Source organism: Streptomyces sp. NPDC041796 (assembly GCF_055590785.1).
The window spans coordinates 171,784-195,366 of sequence record NZ_JBVJAH010000013.1; the positions used below are offsets into that span (position 1 = coordinate 171,784).

20 protein-coding genes and 1 riboswitch are annotated in these 23,583 nt (G+C 73.7%); of the genes, 9 read left to right on the forward strand and 11 right to left on the reverse strand.

Features of this window, described 5'->3' with window-relative positions:
* Positions 1-36: 36 nt before the first annotated feature.
* The gene (locus ACZ6C1_RS26155; protein WP_469243775.1) at positions 37-1,149 is read right to left on the reverse strand and encodes a phosphatase PAP2 family protein; all 1,113 of its coding nucleotides are present in this window, start codon (positions 1,147-1,149) and stop codon (positions 37-39) included.
* Positions 1,150-1,325: 176 nt separating this feature from the next.
* On the opposite strand from ACZ6C1_RS26155, the gene ACZ6C1_RS26160 reads away from it, so the two are divergent.
* Both ACZ6C1_RS26160 and ACZ6C1_RS26165 read left to right on the forward strand, forming a co-directional pair.
* Positions 1,326-2,693 (forward strand): FAD-binding protein, encoded by a 1,368-nt coding sequence (locus ACZ6C1_RS26160; protein ID WP_469243777.1) that lies wholly within the window; start codon positions 1,326-1,328, stop codon positions 2,691-2,693.
* A gap of 13 nt (positions 2,694-2,706) precedes the next feature.
* Complete coding sequence (locus tag ACZ6C1_RS26165; RefSeq protein WP_469243779.1) at positions 2,707-3,477, forward strand: decaprenylphospho-beta-D-erythro-pentofuranosid-2-ulose 2-reductase; 771 nt, start codon at positions 2,707-2,709, stop codon at positions 3,475-3,477.
* 10 nt (positions 3,478-3,487) lie between these two features.
* On the opposite strand, the gene ACZ6C1_RS26170 is transcribed toward ACZ6C1_RS26165, so the two are convergent.
* From ACZ6C1_RS26170 to ACZ6C1_RS26180, 3 genes are all read right to left on the reverse strand, one after another.
* Complete coding sequence (locus tag ACZ6C1_RS26170) at positions 3,488-4,078, reverse strand: 2'-5' RNA ligase family protein (protein WP_469243780.1); 591 nt, start codon at positions 4,076-4,078, stop codon at positions 3,488-3,490.
* 182 nt (positions 4,079-4,260) lie between these two features.
* Positions 4,261-5,274 carry a tryptophan--tRNA ligase gene (trpS, locus tag ACZ6C1_RS26175; RefSeq protein ID WP_469243782.1) on the reverse strand — a complete coding sequence of 338 codons (1,014 nt, stop codon included), beginning with the start codon at positions 5,272-5,274 and terminating at the stop codon, positions 4,261-4,263.
* 469 nt (positions 5,275-5,743) lie between these two features.
* Positions 5,744-7,021 (reverse strand): serine hydroxymethyltransferase, encoded by a 1,278-nt coding sequence (locus ACZ6C1_RS26180; protein ID WP_469243784.1) that lies wholly within the window; start codon positions 7,019-7,021, stop codon positions 5,744-5,746.
* Between the two features lie 37 nt (positions 7,022-7,058).
* A riboswitch (ZMP/ZTP riboswitch) is annotated at positions 7,059-7,150 on the reverse strand.
* Between the two features lie 108 nt (positions 7,151-7,258).
* Between ACZ6C1_RS26180 and rocD the strand changes: the two genes are divergently transcribed.
* Positions 7,259-8,461 (forward strand): ornithine--oxo-acid transaminase, encoded by a 1,203-nt coding sequence (rocD, locus tag ACZ6C1_RS26185; protein WP_469243786.1) that lies wholly within the window; start codon positions 7,259-7,261, stop codon positions 8,459-8,461.
* Between the two features lie 206 nt (positions 8,462-8,667).
* Here rocD and pdxR read toward each other — a convergent pair whose 3' ends face one another.
* Positions 8,668-10,104 carry a MocR-like pyridoxine biosynthesis transcription factor PdxR gene (gene pdxR, locus ACZ6C1_RS26190; RefSeq protein WP_469243787.1) on the reverse strand — a complete coding sequence of 479 codons (1,437 nt, stop codon included), beginning with the start codon at positions 10,102-10,104 and terminating at the stop codon, positions 8,668-8,670.
* 47 nt (positions 10,105-10,151) lie between these two features.
* Here pdxR and ACZ6C1_RS26195 point away from each other — a divergent pair, with 47 nt between their 5' ends.
* Positions 10,152-10,652 carry a carboxymuconolactone decarboxylase family protein gene (locus tag ACZ6C1_RS26195; RefSeq protein ID WP_469243789.1) on the forward strand — a complete coding sequence of 167 codons (501 nt, stop codon included), beginning with the start codon at positions 10,152-10,154 and terminating at the stop codon, positions 10,650-10,652.
* Positions 10,649-11,377 carry an isocitrate lyase/PEP mutase family protein gene (locus ACZ6C1_RS26200; protein ID WP_469243791.1) on the forward strand — a complete coding sequence of 243 codons (729 nt, stop codon included), beginning with the start codon at positions 10,649-10,651 and terminating at the stop codon, positions 11,375-11,377. Before ACZ6C1_RS26195 ends, ACZ6C1_RS26200 begins: the two co-directional genes overlap by 4 nt.
* Here the strand turns inward: ACZ6C1_RS26200 and ACZ6C1_RS26205 are convergent.
* Positions 11,356-12,417, reverse strand: coding sequence for a GNAT family N-acetyltransferase (locus ACZ6C1_RS26205; RefSeq protein ID WP_469243792.1), 1,062 nt, complete (start codon positions 12,415-12,417; stop codon positions 11,356-11,358). The genes ACZ6C1_RS26200 and ACZ6C1_RS26205 overlap by 22 nt on opposite strands.
* Before the next feature lie 155 nt (positions 12,418-12,572).
* Here ACZ6C1_RS26205 and ACZ6C1_RS26210 point away from each other — a divergent pair, with 155 nt between their 5' ends.
* The 3 genes from ACZ6C1_RS26210 to ACZ6C1_RS26220 all read left to right on the forward strand — a co-directional run bounded on the left by ACZ6C1_RS26210 (position 12,573) and on the right by ACZ6C1_RS26220 (position 16,545).
* Entirely contained in the window at positions 12,573-13,079 is a 507-nt protein-coding gene (locus ACZ6C1_RS26210) for a DinB family protein (protein WP_469243793.1), read from the forward strand.
* 137 nt (positions 13,080-13,216) lie between these two features.
* Entirely contained in the window at positions 13,217-13,714 is a 498-nt protein-coding gene (locus ACZ6C1_RS26215) for an SgcJ/EcaC family oxidoreductase (RefSeq protein WP_469243794.1), read from the forward strand.
* Positions 13,715-13,743: 29 nt separating this feature from the next.
* Positions 13,744-16,545, forward strand: coding sequence for a SpoIIE family protein phosphatase (locus ACZ6C1_RS26220; protein WP_469243795.1), 2,802 nt, complete (start codon positions 13,744-13,746; stop codon positions 16,543-16,545).
* Between the two features lie 21 nt (positions 16,546-16,566).
* Here ACZ6C1_RS26220 and ACZ6C1_RS26225 read toward each other — a convergent pair whose 3' ends face one another.
* Entirely contained in the window at positions 16,567-17,169 is a 603-nt protein-coding gene (locus ACZ6C1_RS26225) for a DUF2867 domain-containing protein (RefSeq protein WP_469243796.1), read from the reverse strand.
* A 97-nt stretch (positions 17,170-17,266) separates the two neighbouring features.
* Here ACZ6C1_RS26225 and ACZ6C1_RS26230 point away from each other — a divergent pair, with 97 nt between their 5' ends.
* Entirely contained in the window at positions 17,267-17,824 is a 558-nt protein-coding gene (locus tag ACZ6C1_RS26230; protein WP_469243797.1) for a TetR/AcrR family transcriptional regulator, read from the forward strand.
* 245 nt (positions 17,825-18,069) lie between these two features.
* Here ACZ6C1_RS26230 and ACZ6C1_RS26235 read toward each other — a convergent pair whose 3' ends face one another.
* The 4 genes from ACZ6C1_RS26235 to ACZ6C1_RS26250 are packed head-to-tail and all read right to left on the reverse strand — an operon-like array spanning position 18,070 to position 23,570.
* Positions 18,070-19,026: an ABC transporter substrate-binding protein gene (locus ACZ6C1_RS26235; protein ID WP_469243798.1), complete on the reverse strand. Its 957-nt coding sequence runs from the start codon at positions 19,024-19,026 to the stop codon at positions 18,070-18,072.
* Complete coding sequence (locus tag ACZ6C1_RS26240; protein ID WP_469243799.1) at positions 19,019-20,929, reverse strand: ABC transporter permease subunit; 1,911 nt, start codon at positions 20,927-20,929, stop codon at positions 19,019-19,021. Before ACZ6C1_RS26240 ends, ACZ6C1_RS26235 begins: the two co-directional genes overlap by 8 nt.
* Positions 20,926-22,044: a quaternary amine ABC transporter ATP-binding protein gene (locus ACZ6C1_RS26245; RefSeq protein WP_469243800.1), complete on the reverse strand. Its 1,119-nt coding sequence runs from the start codon at positions 22,042-22,044 to the stop codon at positions 20,926-20,928. Before ACZ6C1_RS26245 ends, ACZ6C1_RS26240 begins: the two co-directional genes overlap by 4 nt.
* The gene (locus ACZ6C1_RS26250) at positions 22,044-23,570 is read right to left on the reverse strand and encodes a GMC family oxidoreductase (RefSeq protein WP_469243802.1); all 1,527 of its coding nucleotides are present in this window, start codon (positions 23,568-23,570) and stop codon (positions 22,044-22,046) included. The genes ACZ6C1_RS26245 and ACZ6C1_RS26250 overlap by 1 nt, the downstream gene beginning before the upstream one ends.
* Between the last annotated feature and the right edge of the window lie 13 nt (positions 23,571-23,583).

Here is a 23,583-nt window from a genome sequence, read left to right on the forward strand (position 1 = left end):
GCGCGGGCGGCGGGCGGCGCCGCGGCGACGGTCGGTTCACCCACGGCGCCTCCCGGAGAAACGATTTTGCACCGTGGGGGGCACGCACCGTCCGCCCACCGCGCCGGTCACGGCCCCCAGCAGGGCGCCGGCCACCACGTCCGTCGGGTAGTGCACGCCCACCACCAGTCGGGACAGGCACATCGCCGCCGCGACCGGCGCCCCGACCCAGCGGACGCCGGGCCGCACCGCCGCGAACGCCACGGCGGCGGCGCACGCCGAGGCGGCGTGCGAGCTCGGGCACGAGTACCGCCCGACGACGGGCCGGAACGGCCCCCGCACCCACGCGAACGCCCGGCCGACCGGGCGGGTGCCGGTGCTGGAGTCGGTGCGGGGGCGGGGGGCGGTGTTGGAGTCGGTGTCGGTGTCGGTGTCGGTGCCCGTGCCGGAGTCGGTGCCGGTGCCGGTGCCGAAGTCGGTGCGGGGGCCGGTGTCGGTGCGGGCGTCGGTGCCCGCGCCGGTGTCGGTGCCCGTGCCGGTGTCGGTGCGGGGGTCGGAGTGGGTGCGGGTGCCGGTGCGGGGGCCGGTGCCCGCGCCCGCGCCGGTGGCGGTGTCGGTGCCCGTGCCCGCGCCGGACGGGTGCGGCGTGGCGTGGCAGCCGCGGTCCGCGGTCGGCGGGGGCAGGACGCGCGGCCCGGGCGTCGCGGGAGCAGCCACCCCGACCCGGGCGCCCGACACGGCGGCCGCCCCCGAGCTGCGGCAGCCTCTGTCGGGGACGGCCCGGGACACGGGGCCGGTGTGGGTGCCCGTTCCGGCCGTGGACGTCGGACCCGAGGGGTCCGGCAACAGCACGGGTCCCACGGGCGGGGCCGGGCGGCGGCCGGGCGGGGGTGGGCCGTCCGGACCGCAGGGATCGGGGCGGGGGCGGCGCACCAGGCGTTTGAGGGCCATGCTCGTCAGGTGGGCCGTGGCCGTCAGGGCCGTGGCGCGGAGCCAGGGGCCCCGGCGTGGGCGGTCGGCCGCCGCGCCGACGAGGCCGGCCGCGAGCCAGAGCACGGCGTGTTCGCCGGCGTACGACAACGTCCGGGCGGTCGCCGCCACCGCCGGCCGGCGGCGCCCGTAGGCGTGCAGCGCGTTCAGCAGTGACCGGTCGGCCCCCGCGTATCGCATCCTCCGCCACCCCTTTCGTCGTCCGTGGACGGTGCACCAGGGCGACTCTGGCGCGCCGGACGCCCAAGGACGCGGCAATCTTTCATGACACTCGTTTAATCACCCATTTCGGCGAGTCGGGCGACTCAGCCGACAAACCCCTCAAACAACCCAAGTCCGGCGATACGGTCACATTCATGTCTGACGCCGACACCTCCACCGAGCCGGCCGAGCCGGTGACCGGCTGGGGCCGCACCGCCCCCACCGTCGCCCGAGTCGTCCGCCCCCGCAGCTACGAGGAGGCCGCCGCGGCGGTCCGCGCCTGCGGCACACGCGGGAGCATCGCCCGCGGCCTCGGCCGCGCCTACGGCGACGCGGCGCAGAACGCCGGCGGCTCCGTGCTCGACATGACCGCCCTCGCCCGCATCCGGTCCATCGACGTGGATGCCGGGCTCGTGGTGTGCGACGCGGGCGTCAGCCTCCACCGCCTGATGGAGGTGCTGCTGCCGCTCGGCTGGTTCGTCCCGGTCACCCCCGGCACCCGGTACGTCACCGTCGGCGGAGCCATCGGCGCCGACATCCACGGCAAGAACCACCACGTCTCCGGATCCTTCAGCCGCCACGTACGCGCCTTCGACCTCCTCACCGCCGACGGCACGATCCACACCGTGCTGCCCGGCACCGACCTCTTCGACGCGACCACCGGCGGCATGGGCCTGACCGGGGTCATCCTCTCCGCGACCGTGCAGTTCCTCCCCGTCGAGACGTCCCTGATGTCCGTCGACACCGAGCGCGCCACCGACCTCGACGACCTGATGGCCCGCCTCACCGCCAACGATCACGGCTACCGCTACTCCGTCGCCTGGATCGACCTCCTGGCGCGCGGGGCCGCCACCGGCCGGGCCGTCCTCACGCGGGGCGACCACGCCCCGTACGACGCGCTCCCCCGCCGCGCCCGGCGCGACCCGCTCGCCTTCCGCCCCGGCCGGCTGCCGTCCGCGCCCGCCTTCGTACCCGAGGGGCTCCTCAGCCGCCCGGCCGTGGGCCTGTTCAACGAGCTCTGGTACCGCAGGGCGCCCCGCCACCGCACCGGCGAACTCCAGCGGCTGTCCGCCTTCTTCCACCCTCTGGACGGTGTCCCGCACTGGAACCGGGTGTACGGCCGCGGCGGCTTCGTCCAGTACCAGTTCGTCGTCGGGTACGGGCGGGAGGACACCCTGCGCCGCATCGTGCGCCGGATCGCCCGCCGGGGCTGCCCCTCGTTCCTGGCGGTCCTGAAGCGGTTCGGCGAGGGCGACCCGGGCTGGCTGTCCTTCCCCATGCCCGGGTGGACGCTGGCGCTCGACATCCCGGCCGGGCTCACGGGCCTCGGCGCGTTCCTGGACGAACTCGACGAGGAGGTGGCGGGCGCGGGCGGGCGCGTCTACCTCGCCAAGGACTCGCGGCTGCGCCCGGACGCGCTGCGCGCCATGTACCCGCGACTGCCGGACTTCCTCGCCCTCCGCTCCGAGCTGGACCCCGGTTCGGTGTTCACCTCGGACCTCGCCCGCCGCCTCGGCCTGTAAGGAGTACGTCGTCATGAAGGATGCCTTCGGCGCCCCCCAGTCCCTGCTCGTCCTCGGCGGCACGTCCGAGATCGCCCTCGCCACCGCCCGCCGTCTGATCGCCAGGCGTACCCGCACGGTCTGGCTGGCCGGCCGCCCCTCCCCCGCCCTGGAGGCCGCCGCCGAGTCGCTGCGCGAGCTGCGCACGGAGGCGGACGGGGTGACCGTCCGCACCGTTCCGTTCGACGCGCTGGACCCGGCCGCGCACGAGGAGGCGCTGGGCAAGGTGTTCGCCGAGGGCGACATCGACATGGTGCTGCTCGCCTTCGGCGTCCTGGGCGACCAGGGGCGCGACGAGGCGGCGCCGCTCGACGCCGTGCGGGTCGCCCAGACCAACTACACCGGCGCCGTCTCCGCTGGTCTGACCTGCGCGAACGCCCTGCGGGCCCAAGGGCACGGATCGCTGGTCGTGCTGTCGTCGGTGGCCGGTGAGCGGGTCCGCCGGGCCAATTTCATCTATGGCTCCAGCAAGGCGGGCCTGGACGCGTTCGCCCAGGGCCTGGGCGACGCCCTGCACGGCACGGGCGTGCACGTCATGGTCGTCAGGCCCGGCTTCGTACGGACCAGGATGACCGCCCGGCTGGCGGAGGCGCCGATGGCGACGACCCCGGAGGCGGTGGCGCACGCCATCGAGCAGGGGCTGTGGCGACGCTCGGAGACGGTGTGGGTGCCGGGGGCGCTGCGCCTGGTGATGTCGGCCCTGCGGCATCTGCCGCGCCCGGTCTTCCGGCGCCTGCCGCTGTGAAACCCCGGTCTCAGGTGCGGGTGGCGGCCGGTTCGTCGACGGGTGAGCCCTGGGCGGGCACGGACGGCGCCGGGCGGCCGGCGCCGAACTCGTACTCGGACAGCTTCCGCCACACCCCGTCCGCGCCCTGCTCGTACAGGGCGAAGGAACCGACGTTCCACGACGCCTCGAAGTCGGCCAGCTCCTCGTACGCCCGGTCCATCGCCTCCTCGGCGATCCCGTGCGCCACGGTCACATGCGGGTGGTACGGGAACTGCAACTCCCGCTCCAGTGGGCCCGACGTGTCCCGGACCCGCTGCTGGAGCCAGGAGCAGGCCGCGGCGCCCTCCACGACCTGGACGAAGACGACCGGCGACAGCGGCCGGAACGTGCCCGTGCCGGACAGCCGCATCGGGAACGCCCGGCAGGCCGCCGCGACCTCGGTGAGGTGCGCCCGGACCACGGGCAGCCGCGCCGCGTCGACCTCGGTCGGCGGGAGCAGCGTGACGTGCGTGGGAATGCCGTGCGCGGCGGGATCACCGAAGCCCGCGCGCCGCTCCTGGAGCAGGCTGCCGTAGGGCTCCGGGACCGCGATCGAAACGCCGAGCGTTACGGTCCCCACGTCGTTCTCCTCAGGTGTCGGTTCGGTCGTCGGTGGTGGTCGGTCGTCGGTCGTCGTCGCCGGTCGTCGTCGCCCGTCGTCGCCGTCAGCCGCCAGTGTGGCGGCTGGACCCGTCGCGTGGCCAGAGTCGTTGGCCCCGGCACCGGAGCAGCGCCGGTTCTTCGCCGGCGCTCGCGCCGGTCTCAGTGCTTGGCGGGCAGGAAGCCGACCCTCTCGTAGGTCCGCGCGAGCGTCTCCCCGGCGACCGCGCGTGCCTTCTCCGCACCCTTGGCCAGGATGGAGTCCAGCGTCTCGGGGTCGTCCAGGTATTCCTGGGTGCGGGTCTTGAAGGGGGTCACGAAGTCGACCATGATCTCCGCGAGGTCGGTCTTCAGCGCGCCGTACAGCTTGCCCTCGTAGCTCCGCTCCAGGTCGGGGACGGAGGTGCCGGTGAGGGTGGACATGATCGTCAGCAGATTGCTGACGCCCGGCTTGTTCTCGGGGTCGAAGCGGATCACGGTGTCGGTGTCGGTCACCGCACTCTTCACCTTCTTCGCGGTCGCCTTCGGCTCGTCCAGGAGGTTGATCAGGCCCTTCGGGGTCGAGGCCGACTTGCTCATCTTGATCGCCGGATCCTGAAGGTCGTAGATCTTCGCCGTCTCCTTCAGGATGTACGGAGCGGGGACCGTGAACGTCTCACCGAAGCGGGCGTTGAACCTCTCCGCGAGGTCGCGGGTGAGCTCGATGTGCTGGCGCTGGTCCTCGCCGACCGGCACCTGGTGGGCCTGGTACAGGAGGATGTCCGCGACCTGGAGGATCGGGTACGTGAACAGGCCGACCGTGGCGCGGTCGGCGCCCTGCTTGGCCGACTTGTCCTTGAACTGCGTCATGCGGGAGGCCTCGCCGAAGCCGGTGAGGCAGTTCATGACCCAGCCGAGCTGCGCGTGCTCGGGAACGTGGCTCTGGACGAAGAGCGTGCAGCGCTCGGGGTCGAGCCCCGCGGCGAGCAGCTGGGCGGCGGCGAGCCGGGTGTTGGCGCGCAGCTCCACCGGGTCCTGCGGGACGGTGATCGCGTGCAGGTCGACGACCATGTAGAAGGCGTCGTGGGTCTCCTGCAGCGCGACCCACTGACGGACCGCACCGAGGTAATTGCCGAGGTGGAACGAGCCGGCGGTGGGCTGGATCCCGGAGAGCACGCGAGGACGATCAGAGGCCATGTTGCTCATTCTCTCAGTTGCCGCCGACAGGTCGGGAACGGTCGTGCGTGAGACGAGCGACACAGGCGGAAACCGCCGCCGTGCGACGGCCTCGGAGAGGCAGGATCCGCCGGCGCCCCGGCGGCCGTGGGCGCACGGCACCGCGCACCGGCCCCGGCCTTCAGCGGCGCGCCCCCGCCCCCGACCGGGACGGTCAGCGGCCCCTCAGCCCGGGGTCGGGGGCGATGCCGACCGTGGCCGACTTCGTGACCGAAGGGCATGGTCAGAGGGCGTGGCCACAGGCGTGACGAAGGGCGTGGCCGAAGGTGACGAAGGCCCGCCCCTGGGGGCACCGAGCCGGGTGCGGCCCTGTCGCCCGGGTCCCGCCCGGTCGCCCAGGATCCGTCCCGGGCGCCCGGGACCGCCCGGTCGCCCCGGGATCCGGGCCGGAGCCGCGAGCGGTCCGGGCCGGGAGCCCCGGGGGCTGGGGTCAGGCCGGGATGCCGGGGGCCGGGTGGGTGGACATCAGGTCGGCGACCTCGGCGCGGATGGTGGCCAGGGCGGCCTCGTCGCCGGTGCGGGCGGCGGTGACGCCCCGGTCGATCCAGTCGGCGACGGCCGCCATGTGCTCCGTACCGAGGCCCCGGGAGGTGAGAGACGGGGTGCCGATGCGGATGCCGGACGGGTCGAAGGGCTTGCGGGGGTCGAAGGGCACCGTGTTGTAGTTCACGACGATGCCCGCCCGGTCCAGGGCCTTGGCGGCGACCTTGCCGGGGACGTCCTTCGGGGTGAGGTCCATCAGGATCAGGTGGTTGTCCGTACCGCCGGAGACCAGGTCGAAACCGCGGGCGAGGAGCTCGTCGGCGAGGGCCCTGGCGTTGGCGACGACCGCGTGCGCGTAGGTGCGGAAGGACGGCTGCGACGCCTCGTGGAGGGCGACCGCGATGGCGGCGGTGGTCTGGTTGTGGGGGCCGCCCTGGAGTCCGGGGAAGACCGCCTTGTCGACGGCCTTGGCGTGCTCCTCGCGGCACATGAGCATCGCGCCGCGCGGCCCGCGCAGGGTCTTGTGGGTGGTCGTGGAGATCACGTCCGCGTGCGGCACCGGCGACGGGTGGGCGCCGCCCGCGATCAGACCGGCGATGTGGGCCACGTCGGCGACCAGGACGGCACCCGCCTCACGGGCGATCTCCGCGAAGGCGGCGAAGTCGATGGTCCGGGGCAGGGCGGTGCCACCGCAGAAGATGACCTTCGGGCGCTCCTTGAGGGCGAGGTCGCGCACCTCGTCGAAGTCGATGAGCCCGGTGTCCTGGCGTACGCCGTACTGGACGCCGCGGAACCAGGTGCCGGTCGCCGAGACGCCCCAGCCGTGGGTGAGGTGACCGCCCATCGGGAGGGCCATGCCCATCACGGTGTCGCCGGGCTGGGCGAAGGCGAGGTAGACGGCGAGGTTGGCCGGGGAGCCGGAGTAGGGCTGGACGTTGGCGTGGTCGACGCCGAAGAGCGACTTGGCCCGGCCGACGGCGAGCCGCTCCACCTGGTCGATGATCTGCTGGCCCTCGTAGTAGCGCCGGCCCGCGTAGCCCTCGCTGTACTTGTTCTGCAGGACGGTGCCGGATGCCTCCAGGACGGCCCGCGAGACGTAGTTCTCGCTGGGGATCAGGCGCAGGGTGTCGGCCTGGAGCCGCTCCTCCGCGCCGACGAGCGCGGCGAGTTCGGGGTCGGTGGCGACGAGGGCCGGGTGGTGCGCGGGAAGGGCGGGGCTGGTCATGGCGTCCTCCAGGGGGCCGGCAGCACGGACGAAGGTCTCCGGGTGCCCAGGCGGGCGGCACCCTCGTGTGGTCTGCCGCGCACGGCTCCCCCGGGGTCGCTTCCCCGTACGCCAGTCGCCGCGCGTACCACCCACCCTAGCCGCCACACCCTCAGCGAGGTTTCTTCGTCCGCATGGCGAGCGACGATAGAAAGGGGCGCCACCACCGCCCCACGCCGCAGGACGAACGGAGACCCCGTGTCGAGAACACAAGAGGCGATCGCTTCCGCGGAGGCGCACAGCGCGCACAACTACCACCCGTTGCCCGTCGTCGTCTCGTCGGCGGACGGTGCCTGGATGACCGATGTCGAAGGGCGCCGCTATCTCGACATGCTCGCCGGTTACTCGGCGCTCAACTTCGGCCACGGCAACCGGCGGCTGATCGAGGCGGCGAAGGCGCAGTTGGATCGGGTGACGCTGACGTCGCGGGCGTTCCACCACGACCGGTTCGCGGACTTCTGCGCGCAGTTGGCCGAGTTCTGCGGCATGGAGATGGTGCTGCCGATGAACACCGGGGCGGAGGCGGTGGAGACCGCCGTGAAGACCGCCCGCAAGTGGGGGTACCGCGTCAAGGGCGTGCCGGACGGCATGGCGAAGATCATCGTGGCGGCGGACAACTTCCACGGCCGGACGACCACGATCGTCAGCTTCTCCACCGACCCCGAGGCGCGGGCGGACTACGGCCCGTACACGCCGGGGTTCGAGATCGTGCCGTACGGGGACCTCGCGGCGCTGGACCTGGCCATGACCGACAACACCGTGGCCGTGCTGCTGGAACCGATCCAGGGCGAGGCGGGGGTGCTGGTGCCGCCGGCCGGGTATCTGCCGGCGGTCCGGGAGCTGACCCGGCAGCGGGACGTGCTGTTCATCGCGGACGAGATCCAGTCGGGCCTGGGCCGCACGGGCCGCACGTTCGCGTGCGAACACGAGGGCGTGGTCCCGGACATGTACGTGCTGGGCAAGGCGCTCGGCGGCGGGGTCGTCCCGGTGTCGGCCGTCGTGTCGAGCGCGGCGGTGCTCGGTGTCCACCGGCCGGGCGAGCACGGGTCGACGTTCGGCGGCAACCCGCTGGCCTGCGCGGTGGCGCTGGAGGTACTGGCGATGCTGCGCACCGGCGAGTACCAGCAGCGGGCGGCCGAGCTGGGCGACCACCTCCACCACGAGCTGGGGCTCATGGTCGGCGGAGGTGCCGTGGAGGCGGTGCGCGGACGCGGCCTGTGGGCGGGCGTGGACATCGTGCCGACCCTGGGCACGGGCCGGGAGATCTCGGAGAAGCTGATGGATCGCGGGGTCCTGGTGAAGGACACCCACGGCTCGACGATCCGGATCGCCCCGCCCCTGGTGATCAGCAAGGAAGACCTGGACTGGGGCCTGGAACAACTGCGCCAGGTCCTGCGGTGAGCACGGCGCCGCCCCGGGCGGTGAAGCACCGCCCACGGCGGTGAGAGCACGGCGCCGCCCGGGGCGGTGAGAGGGGCCCGCCGGGGCATGAACAGGGGCCCGCCGGGGCATGAACGCGGCGCCGCCCGGGGCGGGTGACAAGAGCGGCTCCCGGGCGGTGAGAAGAGCGCCTCCCGGGGCGTGAGAGGGGCGGCCCGCCGGTACCGTCACGGGAGGGCGCGGCAGAGGGCGTCCAGGGCGCCGGACCAGGCGCTGTCCGTGGGGGTGGCGTAGCCGACCACCAGGGCGTCGCGGCCGGGCGGTGCGTCCGGGTGGCGGAAGCCGTCCAAGCCCTGGACGGCCAGGCCCTGCCAGGACGCGGCCTGGACCACGGACCGTTCGGTCCCGGGCGGGAGCTCCAGTACGGCGTGGAGCCCGGCCGCGATGCCGCTCACGCGGATGGCCGGCGCCCGTTCGGCGAGCGCGGCCACGAGCTGGTCGCGCCGCCGGCGGTAGCGCAGCCGCATGCCCCGTACGTGCCGGTCGTAGGCGCCCGAGCGGATGAACTCCGCCAGCGTCAGCTGGTCCAGCGCGCTCGACACCCACTCGGAGTGGCCCTTCGCCGCCAGCACGTCGCCCACCAGGCCCTCCGGCAGGACCATCCACCCGAGCCGCAGTCCGGGCGTCAGGGACTTGCTCGCCGTACCGAGGTAGACGACCCTCTCAGGGTCGAGGCCCTGGAGGGCGCCGACCGGCTGGCGGTCGTAGCGGAACTCGCCGTCGTAGTCGTCCTCCAGGATCAGCGCGCCCGTCCGCCGCGCCCAGTCGACGGCGGCGGCGCGCCGGTCCGGCGGCAGGGCGCCCCCGAGCGGGAACTGGTGCGCGGGCGTGATGAGCACCGCGCCCCGGCGGTCCAACTCGCCGGTACGGGTGCCGTGTTCGTCGAAGGGCAGCGCGGGCGTACGCAGGCCCGCCTCGGCGAGCAGGTTCCAGTGGATGTCGAGCCCGTACGACTCGACGGCCACGTCCCGCACCCTGCGGCCCCGCAGCACCTGCGCCATCAGCCGCAGGCCGTGGACGAAACCGGAGCAGACGACGATGCGGTCAGGGTCGGCGTACACGCCTCTGGCGCGTGCCAGGTAGTCGGCGAGGACGGTGCGCAGCTCGATGCGGCCGTGTGGTCCGCCGTAGCCGAGTGCCTCGTGCGGGGCGGACGTCAGGGCGCGGCGGGCCGCCCTGAGCCACTCGGCGCGCGGGAAGGACCCGAGGTCGGGCGAGCCGGGGTACAGGGTGTGCGTGGGAGGGCGGCGTACCGGAGGGCGCCGGGGCGGCACCGGGGCGGTCGGCGCACCCCCGCGCGCTGGGGCGCGGTGCCCGGCGGCCGGGCCGGGGCGGGGGGCCGCGCGCCGGGCCACCCGCGTACCGGAGCCCTGCCGGGCGGTGAGCCAGCCCTCGGCGACCAGCTCGGCGTACGCGTCGGCGACCGTGTTGCGGGCGACGCCCAGGTCGGCGGCGAGCGACCGGGAGGACGGCAACCGCGTCCCGGGCGCCAGCCGCCCGGTCCGAACGGCCTCCCGCAGCGCCTCCATCAGCCCCGACCGCAGCCCGGTGCCCCGCAGTTCCAGATGGAGGTCCGCCCCGAAAGTGGCCCAGGAATCCGTCATGGAAGTGGACCATACCGGTGCGCCACACTCCCCGTACGGTCGTACCCATGACGACAGAGACGCAGACGACCGAGCACACCCCCCGCCTCTCCTGGACCGAGCACGCGCCCGAGGTGTTCAAGGCCATGATCCGGCTGGACGCCGCCGCACGGCAGGGCGTCGACCCGGTGCTCCTGGAGCTGGTCAAGATCCGCGCCTCGCAGCTCAACCACTGCGCGTACTGCCTGGACATGCACACCAAGGACGCGCTGGCGGCCGGTGAGTCGGCCGAGCGGATCATCCAGCTCAGCGCCTGGGAGGAGTCGCGCCACTTCTACACCGAGAGGGAGCTGGCGGCGATTGAACTGACGGAGGCGGTCACGGTCCTGACGGACGGTTTCGTCCCGGACGAGGTGTACGAGAAGGCGGCGAAGCAGTTCGACGAGAAGGAACTGGCCCAGTTGATCGCCGCGATCACCGTCATCAACGCCTGGAACCGGTTCGCCGTCACGTGCCGGCTGGTGCCGGGCCACTACACGCCGGGGCAGTTCGGCGGGTCGGCCAAGTGACCGGTGCCGTCGGGGTGCTGCGCGCCCTGCACCACGGCCGCGACCCCGGGCGGGGCCCCCTGGTCCTGCCCGGCCCGTGGGACGCGGCGAGCGCCCGCGCCTTCGAGGAGGCGGGCTTCCCGGCCCTCGCCACACCGTCCGCGGCGGTGGCGGCGTCGCTGGGGTACGAGGACGGGGCGACGCCCGCGGACGAGATGTTCGCGGCCGTCGCCCGGATCACCCGGTCGGTGTCCGTGCCGGTGACGGCGGACGTGGAGGGCGGTTACGGCCTCGCGGCCGAGGAGTTGGTCGACCGGGTCCTGGAGGCCGGCGCGGTCGGTGTGAACCTGGAGGACTCCCGGGGCGGCGTGCTGCTGGACCCGCGGGCGCACGCCGACCGGCTGGCTCAGGTGCGGGAGGCCGCGGGCGGCGCGCTGTTCGTGAACGCCCGGGTGGACAGCTTCCTGCGGGGCGTCGCCGACCCGGAGGAGGCGATCGCCCGGGCGCGGCTGTACGTCGGGGCGGGGGCGGACTGCGTGTACCCCATCGGCGTCCCGCCGGAGCACCTGCCGCTGCTGCGCTCCCGGATCGAGGGGCCCCTCAACGTGGCGCACCTGCCCGGCGGTCCGTCCGTCCGGGAGCTGGGGCGGCTGGGCGCCACCCGTGTCACGTTCGGCCCGGGGCTGATGCACCGCGCGATGGCGGCCGTGCGGGACATCGCCGGTCAGGTGCGGCGCAGTTCGTAGACGGCACGGTCCGCGTCCTCGGCGACCCTGGTGAATCCGGCACGGGTGACGACCCCGTGCGACGGGTCGTTGCCGTGGTCGACGACGGCGCGCAGCACGCCGGTCTCCGGCCGGGCGAACGCCCAGTCGGCGAGGGCGCGCAGGGCCTCGGTGGCGTAGCCGTTCCCGCGGGCGCCCTCCACCAGGTCGTAGCCGATCTCGGCGCGGCCGTCGGCGTCCGGGGCGGCGTGGAAGCCGATGGCGCCGAGCGCGCGGCGGTCGGAGGCGCGGACGATGGCGTAGGGGCCCCAGCCGGGGCGGTAGGTCCCCGCCTCGCGCGCCTCGGCCACCAGCCGGCCGGCGATCCGGGTGCCCTCCGGCGGGCCGCCGTCCGCCCAGGTGAATCCGCCGTTGCCGCCGCCGTGGAGGTCGGCGCCCACGTTCGGGGACACCTCGCACAGCAGGAGTCTGTCCGCCCGGACCGGGTCGTTGTACCAGCGCCAGGCCACCGGCTTCGCCGCGTCGTCCAGGTCGGCGCGACCTGTGGCCCACAGCAGGGTCCGCCACGGGTCCTCGGTGCGCGGGACGTGCGGGAAGAGGCGGTCCAGGACGCGGGCGCTCAGGTGGTCGGGCGGCCGCCAGCCGGGGGCGTCGAGGGCGCCGAGGATGTCGTACGTGTGCAGGAGCACCTCGACGACGCCCATCGCCGCGAAGCCGTCCGCCCCGGCCATGCCGGAGGGGTGCCAGGCGCGCACGTCGTGGGGCGTGGTGCGGACGGCGGCGGACAGGAGCCCGCCGGTGGCCTCGATGACGCGGACCAGTCCGGTGGGGGTGGTGCCCGGCGCGGCCGTGATCTCGAAGGGGGCGTAGGAGTCGGTGGCGCGGCCGGTCAGCTGGGTGGCGTAGCCGGTGAAGTCGTCGGCGATGTGGACGGCCGTGTCGTGGCAGCTCCACTCCAGCCCGGCCGCCGGCCCGGACCAGTCCCGGTCCGCCACGCCGCGCAGCGCGCGGGCGGTGACCTCGACCGCTTCGTCGATGTCGTGTGCCCCCATGATCGCCATGACGGTGACCCTAGACGGGTACGCCCCGCCGGGGCCACCGGTATCCGGCCCGTCCGCGGCGGACGGCGGCCGATATCCGCTGGGCCGCGCGGGCGCGGTGATCCATCCTGGGGCCAACCACGTATGGACGCCGGGCACTTCGAAGGGACCTTCTCGTGACGACCGAACGCATCGACCCCCCTCTGGTCGGTGACGAGCGCGAGATGCTCCGCGCCTTCCTGAACTACCACCGCGCCACGCTGGCCATGAAGTGCGAGGGCCTCGCGGACGAGGACCTGCGGTGCCGTTCCATGCCCCCGTCGACGCTCTCCCTCCTCGGCCTGGTGCGGCACATGGCGGAGGTGGAGCGCGCCTGGTTCCGCCGGACCATCAACGGCGAGGACGTCCCGCTGGTGTGGTCGACGACCGACGACTACCAGGTGGCGTACGACCCGACGGGGTCGACCCGGTCGGAGGCGTTCGCCGCCTGGGAGGCGGAGGTCGAACACGCCCGCCGGATCGAGGAGTCCGCCCCGTCGCTCGACGTCACGGGCCACAACGCCCGTTGGAACGTCGATGTGTCCCTGCGGCACGTCATGCTGCACCTGATCCACGAGTACGCGCGCCACAACGGACACGCGGACTTCCTCCGCGAGGGCGTCGACGGGACCGTCGGCCCCTGATCCCGAACTCGGGCCGTCGGCCCCTGATCCCGAACCGGACCGTCGGCCGTGATCCCGAACCGGCTTGACCTCGACCGAGGTTGAGGTCGCAGGCTGGAGCGTGCAACCAAGCCCGCGCACTTGTCAGGAGAGACGTCATGAGCCCCCAGGTCACCGGAGTCGCCGTCCCGCAGGCCGACGTGGACGCCATCGTCGCGTTCGTCGCCGGCGTCCAGCACGCGCAGCAGAACGCCCTTCCCGACGCCTTCATGAGCGGTTTCCGCGAGGACGCGTTCTGGACCACGGCGCACGGGAAGCGGCTGACCGGTTTCGAGGAGATCAGCGCTTTCACGCACGCGGTCCTCCCCGGCACGATCGACCACGACGTGACCGCCACCTACGAGGTCGAGCACATCCTGTTCGTCCGCCCGGACGTCGCCGCGGTCAAGGTCCGGCAGCGCCCGGTCACCCGGGACGGGAAGCGGCTGGACGAGGTGTTCCGCGGGCAGGCGGACCCGGCCGCGCTGGTGGCCGGGAATCCCGACGCCGTGCCCGGCACGCCGCTGTACGTGCTGGCCAAGGACGACGGCGTCTGGCGGGTCGCCGCCGCGCAGAACACCAAGGTCATCGACCCGGAGACGCTCGCGGCGAGCTGACGTCCGCATTGCCCGATTATCCTGGGTTTGTGGATGATCGCGGTGAGCAGAGGCCGCCCGACGGCGGAGTGCGTCCGGAGATCCTTGCCTCCTGGCGGCGCTCGCGGTCCCTCGGGATCGACACCGAGGGTGCCACCTTGCCGGTCGGGAGCGACCGCGATCCGGATTCCCGGCTCATCAGGGCCGCCGCGCCGGTGCTGGACCAGCTGTGCGAGCGGTTCTCGGGCCTGCCCGTCACCGTGACGCTGGCCGACGCCCAGGCGAACATCGTGGACCGGCGGGGCGACCCGGTGGGGCTGGAGCTGATGGACGCCGCCTCCCTGGTGCCGGGCGCCAATGTCGACGAGCGGTTCATGGGCACGAGCAGCGTCAGCATGGTGCTGAGCACCAGGGCACCCTTCATGGTCGTCGGGCACGAGCACTTCCTCCACAACCTCAAGGAGCTGACCTGCATGGCCGCCCCGGTGCGCGACCCGGTGGGCGGCACCGTGCAGGGCGCGGTCAACCTCTCCGTACCCAGGGAGCTGGCCGAGCCGGGGATGGCGGTGGCCCTCCAGGACGCCACCGACCGCATCGCGGAGCGCCTGCTGGACCTGAGCACGGCCAGGGAGCGCAACCTGATGAGCTCCTTCCTCCACGCCCGCAGGCGCGGCGAGCACGCCCGGCTCCACCTCGACTCGGGCGAGCTCGCGCCCCTCGGCGCGGCGGCCCCCCGGCTTGCCCCGGAGGAGCGGCTGGCGCTGCTGGAGAGCGCCATCGAGCTGATCGGCTCCCCCGGCGAGGCGTTCGCCGAGGTCCCGCTGGCGGGTGGCCGCGTGGCGACCCTGCGCCGCCAGGAGCTGCACCACGGTGACGCGGAGGGCGCGGCGGTCGAGGTCAGCTTCGCGGACACCCGTGGTGGCGGTGGCGGCGACGCCGGCGACGGTACGGGGGCCACCACAACCGCCCCGGACGGCCGGGACGTCCCGCTGCTCGGCGGCCCGCCCGACGCGTCGGGTGCGTCGGGCCCCACGGACGCCGTCGGCGACCGCACCGACGCGTGGCTGCTGCTGGTGGGCGAGCCGGGCGTCGGCCGCCTGGCCGCCGAGGCGCGCGGGCGGTTGTCGCTGCTCAACGAGGCGGGCGTCCGCGTCGGCACCACCCTGGACATGCGGCGCACCGCCGAGGAGCTTGCGGAGATCGCCGTGCCGCGGTTCGCCGACCTCGTCGTGGTCGACCTGGTGGAGGGCGCCCTCGCGGGCGAGGAACCCCCGGCGGGGCGGCCGGGCACGGGCGCGGCGCTGCGCCAGGTGGCGGCCTGGGCGGGCGAGGACTCGCGCGGCGTGCGGGCCGGCGGTGTCGACGAGGCGGTGACCTACCCGTCCGGAAGCGCGCAGGCCCGGGCGCTCGCCACCGGGCGGCCGGTGACGGACGCGGTGCTGACCGGCTCCCCGGCCGGGCCCCCGCCCGCCGTGGAGCACCCCGTGGACCTGCTCGGCGAGGGCGCGCACTCCTACCTGGGTGCCCCGCTGTGCGCCCGGGGCGCCGTCCTGGGCCTGGCGGGGTTCTACCGGCGCGGTCGGACCCGACCGTACGAGCAGGACGATCTGGCGCTCGCGGGCGAGCTGGCGGCCCGTACCGCCGTCAGCCTGGACAACGCCCGCCGCTACAGCCGTGAGCACCATTCCTCCCTGACCCTCCAGCGGAGCCTGCTGCCGCGCGACATGCCCCGGCTGACCGCCGCCGACCTCGCGTCCCGTTACCTGCCGGCCGATGCCAGGGCGGGTGTGGGCGGGGACTGGTTCGACGCGATCCCGCTGTCCGGGATGCGCGTGGCCCTGGTCGTCGGGGATGTCGCCGGGCAGGGGCTCCAGGCGGCGGCCACCATGGGCCGGCTGCGCACGGCGGTGCACACCCTGGCTGCCCTGGACCTGCCGCCCGAGGAGGTGCTGACCCACCTGGACGACCTGGTCAGCCGGGGGCCCACCGACGAGGAGGACCCGGCGACCGCGGCGACCTGCCTGTACGCCGTGTACGACCCGGTCTCCTGCCGGTGCACGGCCGCCAGGGCCGGTCACCCGCCGCCCGCGGTGCTGCCGCCGGACGGTCCGCCCCGGCTGCTCGACCTGCCGGCCGCCCCGCCGCTCGGGCTCGGCGGGGTCCAGCCGTACGAGTCGGCCGGTGTGGACCTTCCGGAGGGCAGCCTGCTGGCGCTCTACACCGACGGCCTGCTCAAGGAGAGCCGCGGTCTCGGCGGCACCGACACCGACGCCCGCACCGCTCAGCTCCTTGCTTCGCTCACCGGGGCCGAAGCGTCACTGGAGCACATCTGCGACCGGGTCACGGGCACCCTGTTGCCCGACGGCCCGCGCGACGACGTGGCGCTCCTCCTGGCCCGCGTGCACGCCCTGCCGGACGACCGGGTGGCGTCGTGGGAGCTGCCCTCCGACCCCTCGATGGTGGCGAGGGCCCGTGAGCTGACGCACCACCAGCTCGCCGAGTGGGGTCTGACGGAGCTGGACTTCAGCACCGGCCTGGTGGTCAGCGAACTGTTCACCAACGCGGTGCGGTACGGCGGCAGCGGCCCGGTGAACCTGAGGCTGCTGCGCAACGGTTCGCTGATCTGCGAGGTCTCCGACCGCAGCAACACCTCCCCGCGCATCCGCCGCGCGGCCACCACCGAGGAGGGCGGGCGGGGCCTGTTCCTGGTGGCCCAGTTCACCAAGAGCTGGGGCGCCCGCTTCATGCCCCAGGGCAAGACGGTCTGGGCCGAGCAGGTGCCGCACACCGGCCGGCCCGCCCCGGAGCCGGACGAGCAGGCCCTGCTGTCGATGTTCGACGACCTCGGCTGAACGACCGCCCCCGGCCCCGGGTCAGTCCGTGTTCCGCTCCCCGGCGGTCGCCTGCCACTGGCGGCCCATCGCCCGGAACAGCGCCGGGTACACCCCGACGTACCGGAAGGGCTTGATGCCGGCCATGTAGAGGCTGCCGAAGAACCCGTTCGGCTTGACCAGGACGGCCATCTGGCCGCGGTGGCCGCCGTCCTCGGCGGGGACCCAGCCGATGTGCATCACCGCGTGCACGGTCCGGTTGGCGAGCTCGGCCGCCCACTCGTCGTGCAGCTGGTAGACGGACCGGAACGGGACGGAACGCGGGTCGGGTCCCCGGGGTGCCTCGAGCAGGTCGGCCGGCAGCCGGTCGCGCAGCGTCCCCACCCGGGTGCCGAGACCGTCGTCGGGCTTGTCCCAGCCGAAGAGCTTGCCGAGCTTCCAGCGGAGCGCGAAGAGCCCGCGGTACACGGGCGAGGAGATGGTCGTCCCGTCCCCGGCGCCCTCGGTGATCTGGCGCACCAGGTACGGGAGGTCGTCGGGCCCGCCCGGCGTGGGCAGCGCCCACACGTCCTCGACGTCGAAGTCACCGGCGATCTCGTGGATCCGCCAGGGACGGGTGGTGTGTGCGGTCGTGGGCAGCCTCATGCGGGGACCCCTGTCTATACGATGGCGTATAGATCAAGGCTAGCCCCATCTATACGCCCCCGTATAGATTTTGGGGGGACGTGAGGGGAGACACACCATGGCCACCGCCCGCACCCCGCGCGGCAAGTGGATCGAGGAGGGCCTCCGGGCGCTGTCCGCCGGCGGCCCCGAAGCGGTCCGCATCGAGGCGCTGGCGACGGCCCTGGGCGTCAGCAAGGGTGGCTTCTACGGGTACTTCCGCAACCGGGGCGCGCTGCTCACCGAGATCCTCGACACCTGGGAGCGCGAGGTCACCGAGAACGTGATCGAACGGGTGGAGAGCGGCGGCGGGGACGCCAGGGCCAAGCTGGGACGGCTGTTCACGATCACCGGGTCGGGCGACAGCCCGATGACGGGCACCACCGCCGAACTGGCTATCCGCGACTGGGCCCGGCGCGACGAGGACGTAGCCGAGCGCCTGCGCCGCGTCGACAACCGGCGCATGGACTACCTGCGCGCGCTGTTCGGCGCCTTCTGCCCCGACGAGGACGACGTCGAGGCGCGCTGCCTGATCACCTTCTCGCTGCGGATCGGCAACCACTTCATCGCCGCCGACCACGGCGCCCGCAGCCGTGCCGAGGTGCTGCAGCTCACCAGGAAGTGGCTCCTGCGGTAGCCGCCCCGGCCATACGGCATCCCCGCCTCCGCCATACGGCGCCCCCGCCCCGGCGGGCGTCACCGCGCCAGGGCCCCGGGGCGGCACCGGGGCCGGCGCCCACGAAGGGGCCGGCGGCCGCGCGCCGCCGCCGTTGGCACCCCGCACCGCGCCTGCGGCGGCGCCCACAGGGGGCGACGCCGGGACGGGCTCCTGCGAGGGAGCCCGTCCGCGGGTCCCGGCTCCGCCGGGCCCCGCGTGAGCGGCTACGGCAGCCACGCCCGCCAGGTCGGCTCGTTCTCCTCGACCCACTTCTTCGCCGCCGCCTCCGGCGAGAGCTTCTGCTCGGCGATCATCAGCGCCACGTCGTTCTGCGCCTCCGTCGTCCAGCGGAAGTTCTTCAGGAAGGCGGCCGCCTTCCCGCCCTTCTTGGCGAAGTCGGCGTTCAGGAACTTCTGGAGCGGGGTGTGGGGGTAGGCACAGGCGACCTTCTCCGGGTCGGCGTCGCAGCCCTCCTTGTACGCGGGCAGCTTCACCTCCGTCATCGGCACCTTCTCGAACAGCCACTGCGGCTTGTACCAGTACGTCAGGAAGGGCTTCTTCTCCTTGGCGAACTGCTTGATCTGGGTGATCTGCGCCGCCTCGGAGCCCGCGAAGACGACCTTGTAGTCCAGGCCGAGGTTCTTCACCAGCGCCTTGTCGTTCGTGATGTACGACGGGGAGCCGTCCAGCAACTGGCCCTTGCCGCCGCTCTCCGCCGTGCGGAGCTGGTCGGCGTACTTGTTGAGGTTCTTCCAGTCGGTGACGTCCGGGTGGGCCTTGGCGAAGTACGTGGGGACGAACCAGCCGATGTGGCCGGTGACGCCCAGTTCGCCGCCGGGCGCGATGGTCTTCTTGTCCTTGACGTACCGCTGTTCCTGCTCCGGGTGGCCCCAGTCCTCCAGGAGGGCGTCCACCCGGCCCTGGCTGAGGGCGTCCCAGGCGGGCACCTCGTCGACCTGGACGGTGTCGACGCGGTAGCCCAGCTCGTGTTCCAGCAGGTACTTCGCCACGGCGACGTTCGCCTGGGCGCCCACCCACGACTGCACCGACAGGGTCACCGTCTTCGCGCCCTGCGCGGCGGCGTACGGGGACGCCTGCTTGGTCATGTCGGCCGCGCCGCAGGCGGTCAGGGGAAGCAGGGTCAGGGCGGCGATCAGCGGCGCCATGATGCGTTTACGCATGCCGGGCCTCCTTTCGGGTCGGCTGGGTGACCCGGTCGAGCATCAGGCCCAGGCAGACGATCGCGGCGCCCGCGACCAGGCCCGTCGCCAGGTCGCCCTGGGCGAGGCCGAAGACCACGTCGTAACCGAGTGCGCCACCGCCCACCAGGCCGCCGATGATGACGACGGCGAGGACGAGGACGACCGCCTGGTTGACGGCCAGCAGCAGCGCCGGACGGGCCAGCGGGAGCTGGACCTGGCGTAGTTGCTGCCAGCCGCTGGCGCCCAGCGAGCGGGCGGACTCCAGCGCGACCGGGTCGACGCCGCGCAGGCCCTGGGTGGTGATGCGGACGACGGCGGGCAGGGCGTACACCACGGCGGCGGCGACCGCCGGGGCGCGGCCCACGCCGAACAGGGCGACCACCGGGATCAGGTACACGAACTGCGGCATGGTCTGGAACACGTCCAGGACGGGGCGCAGCATCCGCTCCACACGGGCGCTGCGCGCGGCGCCCACCGCGATGCCGAAGCCGAGCACCAGCGTGACGGCCACGGCGGCCAGCACTTGGGAGAGGGTGTCGAGCGACGCGTCCCACACGCCCAGGACACCGATGGCGGCCAGCGCGGCGACGGCCGTCAGCGCGGTGCGCCACGTGCCGACGAGCAGTGCGAGGGCGCCGACGAGCAGCAGCAGCGCCCACCAGGGCAGGGCCTGGAGGCCGTCCCGTACCGGGTCGAGCACCCAGCCGGTGAAGTGCGCGGCCCAGTCGGCGGTGCCGCCGATGACGGGGACGCCCGAGTAGAGGTGGGCGGTCATCCAGTCGACGGCCCGGTTGACGGGCTCGGCGATGTCGACGTGCCACGCCCCGGGCCAGGTGAGTCCGCCGGTGAGGCGGCCGGTGACGGCGACGGCGACCACGGCGGCGCCGCCGGCGAGCAGGCCGCGTCCCGAACCGTCCCGCGTCCGCGCGCCCGTGGCCGTACGGTCCATGACCACGGCGAGCAGCACGATCGGGACACCGGCGGCCAGCGCCGCGCCCACGTCGACGGACGCGAGGGCCTGGTAGACGCGGTCGCCGAGGCCGCCCGCGCCGATGACGGACGCGATGACCGCCATCGACAGGGCCATCATGATCGACTGGTTGACGCCGAGGAGGAGCTCCTTGCGGGCCAGCGGGAGGCGGGCGGTGAGCAGCCGCTGCCTGCCCGTGGCACCGAGGGAGGCCGACGCCTCCAGGACGCCGGGGTCGGCGGCGCGCAGGCCCAGCGCGGTGAGGCGGGCCATGGGCGGGGCGGCGTACACGACGGTCGCGAGGACGGCCGCCGGGACGCCGATGCCGAAGACCAGCACCACGGGGAGCAGGTAGGCGAAGGCGGGCAGCACCTGCATGGTGTCGAGCACGGGCCGCAGCGCCCGGTACGTACGGTCCGACAGCCCGGCGGCGAGGCCGAGGGCCGCGCCGAGGACCACGGACGCGGCGACGGCGACGACCATGAGGGCGAGGGTCTGCATGGTGGGCACCCACATGCCGAGCAGCCCGCAGACGGCGAACGCGGCGACGGCGGTGAGCGCCAGACGGGGGCCCGCCACCCGCCAGGCGACGAGCCCGGCGGCGGCGGTGACGCCGGCCCAGCCGGCGGCGAGCAGCACCAGGTAGACGCCGCGCACGGCGAGGACGACGGCGTTGCTGATGTGCCCGAAGAAGTAGAGGAACAGCGGGTGGCTGTCGCGGTTGTCGACGATCCAGTCGCTGGCGGAGCCGAGCGGTCCCGACAGGTCGACGGAGAGGGAGGCGGGCCAGCTGCCGCCACCGGCGAGGAGCAGCCCGAGGGGGGCGAGGACGAGGACGGCGGCCAGCGGCCAGTACCGGCGGGCGGCGACCGGCAGGCGGGGCTGGGCGGGGGCTGTCACAGCCGCGGTCATGCCGCCGCCTTCCCCACGGGGACGCCCGCAACGACCGACAGCAGGCCCTCGTGGTCGACGACGCCCACGCAGCGGCCTGCGTCGACGACCCGCACGGGCCCGCCGCTGCGGGCGACCGCCTCGATGGCCTCGGACACGGTCGCGCCGGGCGCGACGGCCGGACCGGAGTCGGCGTCGGCGTCACAGGGGGGCCGCATGGCGGTGCGTACGGTCATCACCTGCTCGCGCGGCACGTCGCGCACGAAGTCGCGTACGTAGTCGTCGGCGGGCGAGCCGACGATCTCCTCGGGCGTGCCGAGCTGCACGATCCGGCCGTCGCGCATCAGCGCGATACGGTCGCCGAGGCGCAGCGCCTCGTTGAGGTCATGGGTGATGAAGATCATCGTGCGGCCCTCCTCGCGGTGGAGCCGGATGACCTCCTCCTGCATGTCGCGCCGGATCAGCGGGTCGAGTGCGCTGAACGGCTCGTCGAACAGCAGGACTTCGGGGTCGACGGCGAGGGCGCGGGCGAGGCCGACGCGCTGCTGCTGGCCGCCGGAGAGCTGGCCGGGCTTGCGGTCCTCCATGCCGGCCAGGCCGACCTTGGTGACGACCTCGGCGGCCTTGGCGCGCCGTTCGGCGCGGCCCATGCCCTGGATCTCGAGCCCGTAGGCGACGTTGTCGACGACCGAGCGGTGCGGCAGCAGGCCGAAGTGCTGGAAGACCATGGCGGCGCGGTGGCGGCGCAGTTCGCGCAGCCGGGACTTGTCCATGGACAGGATGTCCTCGCCGTCGATGGCGACGCTGCCGGAGGTGGGCTCGATGAGCCGGGTCAGGCAGCGTACGAGGGTGGACTTGCCGGAGCCGGACAGGCCCATGACGACGAAGACCTCACCCTTGCGGACGTCGAAGGAGACGTCCCGGACGGCGGCGGTGCAGCCGGTGCGTTCCCGCAGTTCGGCGGCGGGGAGTTCCGCGAGGTCGGAGCCGGGGACGCGGTCGGCCTTGGGGCCGAAGACCTTCCACAGGCCTTCGACGGAGAAGACGGGGGCCGTGTCGGCGGGGGTCGCGTCGGTGGGGGGTACGTCGACGGGGGTCACGTCGACGGGGGTCGTGTCGACCGGGGTCGTACTCATCAGGCACCGCCTCCCAGCAGTTCCGCGGCTTTTTCGCCGACCATCAGCACCCCGATCATCGGGTTGACGGCGGGCATGGTCGGGAAGACGGACGCGTCGGCGATGCGGATGCCGTCGAGCCCGCGGATCTTCAAGTCGGGTCCCACGACGGCCTGCTCGTCGTCCACGGCGCCCATGCGGCAGGTGCCGGCCGGGTGGTAGACGGTGTGTGCGACCTTGCGGGCGTACTCGCTCAGCTCCTCGTCGCCCGTCACGTCCGGGCCCGGGCACACCTCGCGCTTGAGCCAGCCGGCGAGCGGCTCGGCCTTGGCTATCTCGCGGGCGATGCGGATGCCGTCGACGAGCGTGCGGCCGTCGTAGTCGTCCTCGTCGGTGAAGTACCGGAAGTCGAGGGCGGGCTTGACCTCGGGGTCCGCGCTGGTGAGGTAGAGGCGGCCACGGCTGCGCGGCTTGGGTATGTTCGGCGTCATCGACACGCCGTGGGCGGGCCGCTGGTAGCCGAGCCGCTCGGGATTGTCGGTGAACGGGATCTGGTAGAAGTGGAACATCAGGTCCGGGCCCTTGGACTCGGGGTCGCGGCGCACGAAGAGGCCCGCGTCGCTGTCCATGGCCGAGTTCTCGGGGATCGGCCCGTTCGTCTCCCAGACGATGACCGACTCGGGGTGGTCGAGCAGGTTCTCGCCGACGCCCGGCAGGTCGTGGACGACCGGGATGCCCAGCTTCTCGAGGTCCTCGCGGGGGCCGATGCCGGAGTGCAGCAGCAGCCGGGGCGTGTCCACGGCGCCCGCGCAGACGAGGACTTCGCGGCGCGCGGTGACGAGCCGCTCGGTGCCGTCCTTGGCGCGGACGTGGACGCCGGTCGCCGTCGTGCCGTCGAGCTCCAGCTTGTACGCCCAGGTCTCCAGCATCAGGTGCAGGTTCCGGCGTTCGCCCATGATGGGGTGGAGGTACGCGACCGACGCGGACGAGCGCTTGTTGTTCTCCGGGTGGTACGCGAGGTCGAAGAACCCGACGCCCTCGTGGAACGGCTTGCTGTTGAAGCCCTCGACACACGGGACTCCGAGCGCGGCCTGGGCGGCGTCGACGAAGTCGCGGGCGATGGCGTTCCGGTCCTTCTCGTCGACGGAGACGATGTTGTTGAGGAGCTTGTCGAAGAACGGGTCCATGGAGGCGGCGTTCCAGCCCTCGGCACCGGCCTCCTCCCACTCGTCCCAGTCGGACGGCAGCGGCTTGAAGGAGATGAGGGTGTTGTGCGAGGAGCAGCCGCCGAGCACGCGGGCGCGGCTGTGCCGGATGTGGGAGTTGCCGCGCGGCTGTTCGGTGGTGGGGTAGTCGTAGTCGAGGTCGCCGCCGAGCAGGCCCATCCAGCGGCGCAGCGTCAGGACGTCGGGGCGGTCGACGTCGGAGGGGCCGCCCTCGATGACGGCGACGGTGACGTCGGGGTTCGCGGTGAGCCGGTGGGCGATGACGCTTCCGGCGGTGCCGCCTCCGACGATGACGTAGTCGTACACGGTGTTGTCGGTCATGGTGCGTTGTCCT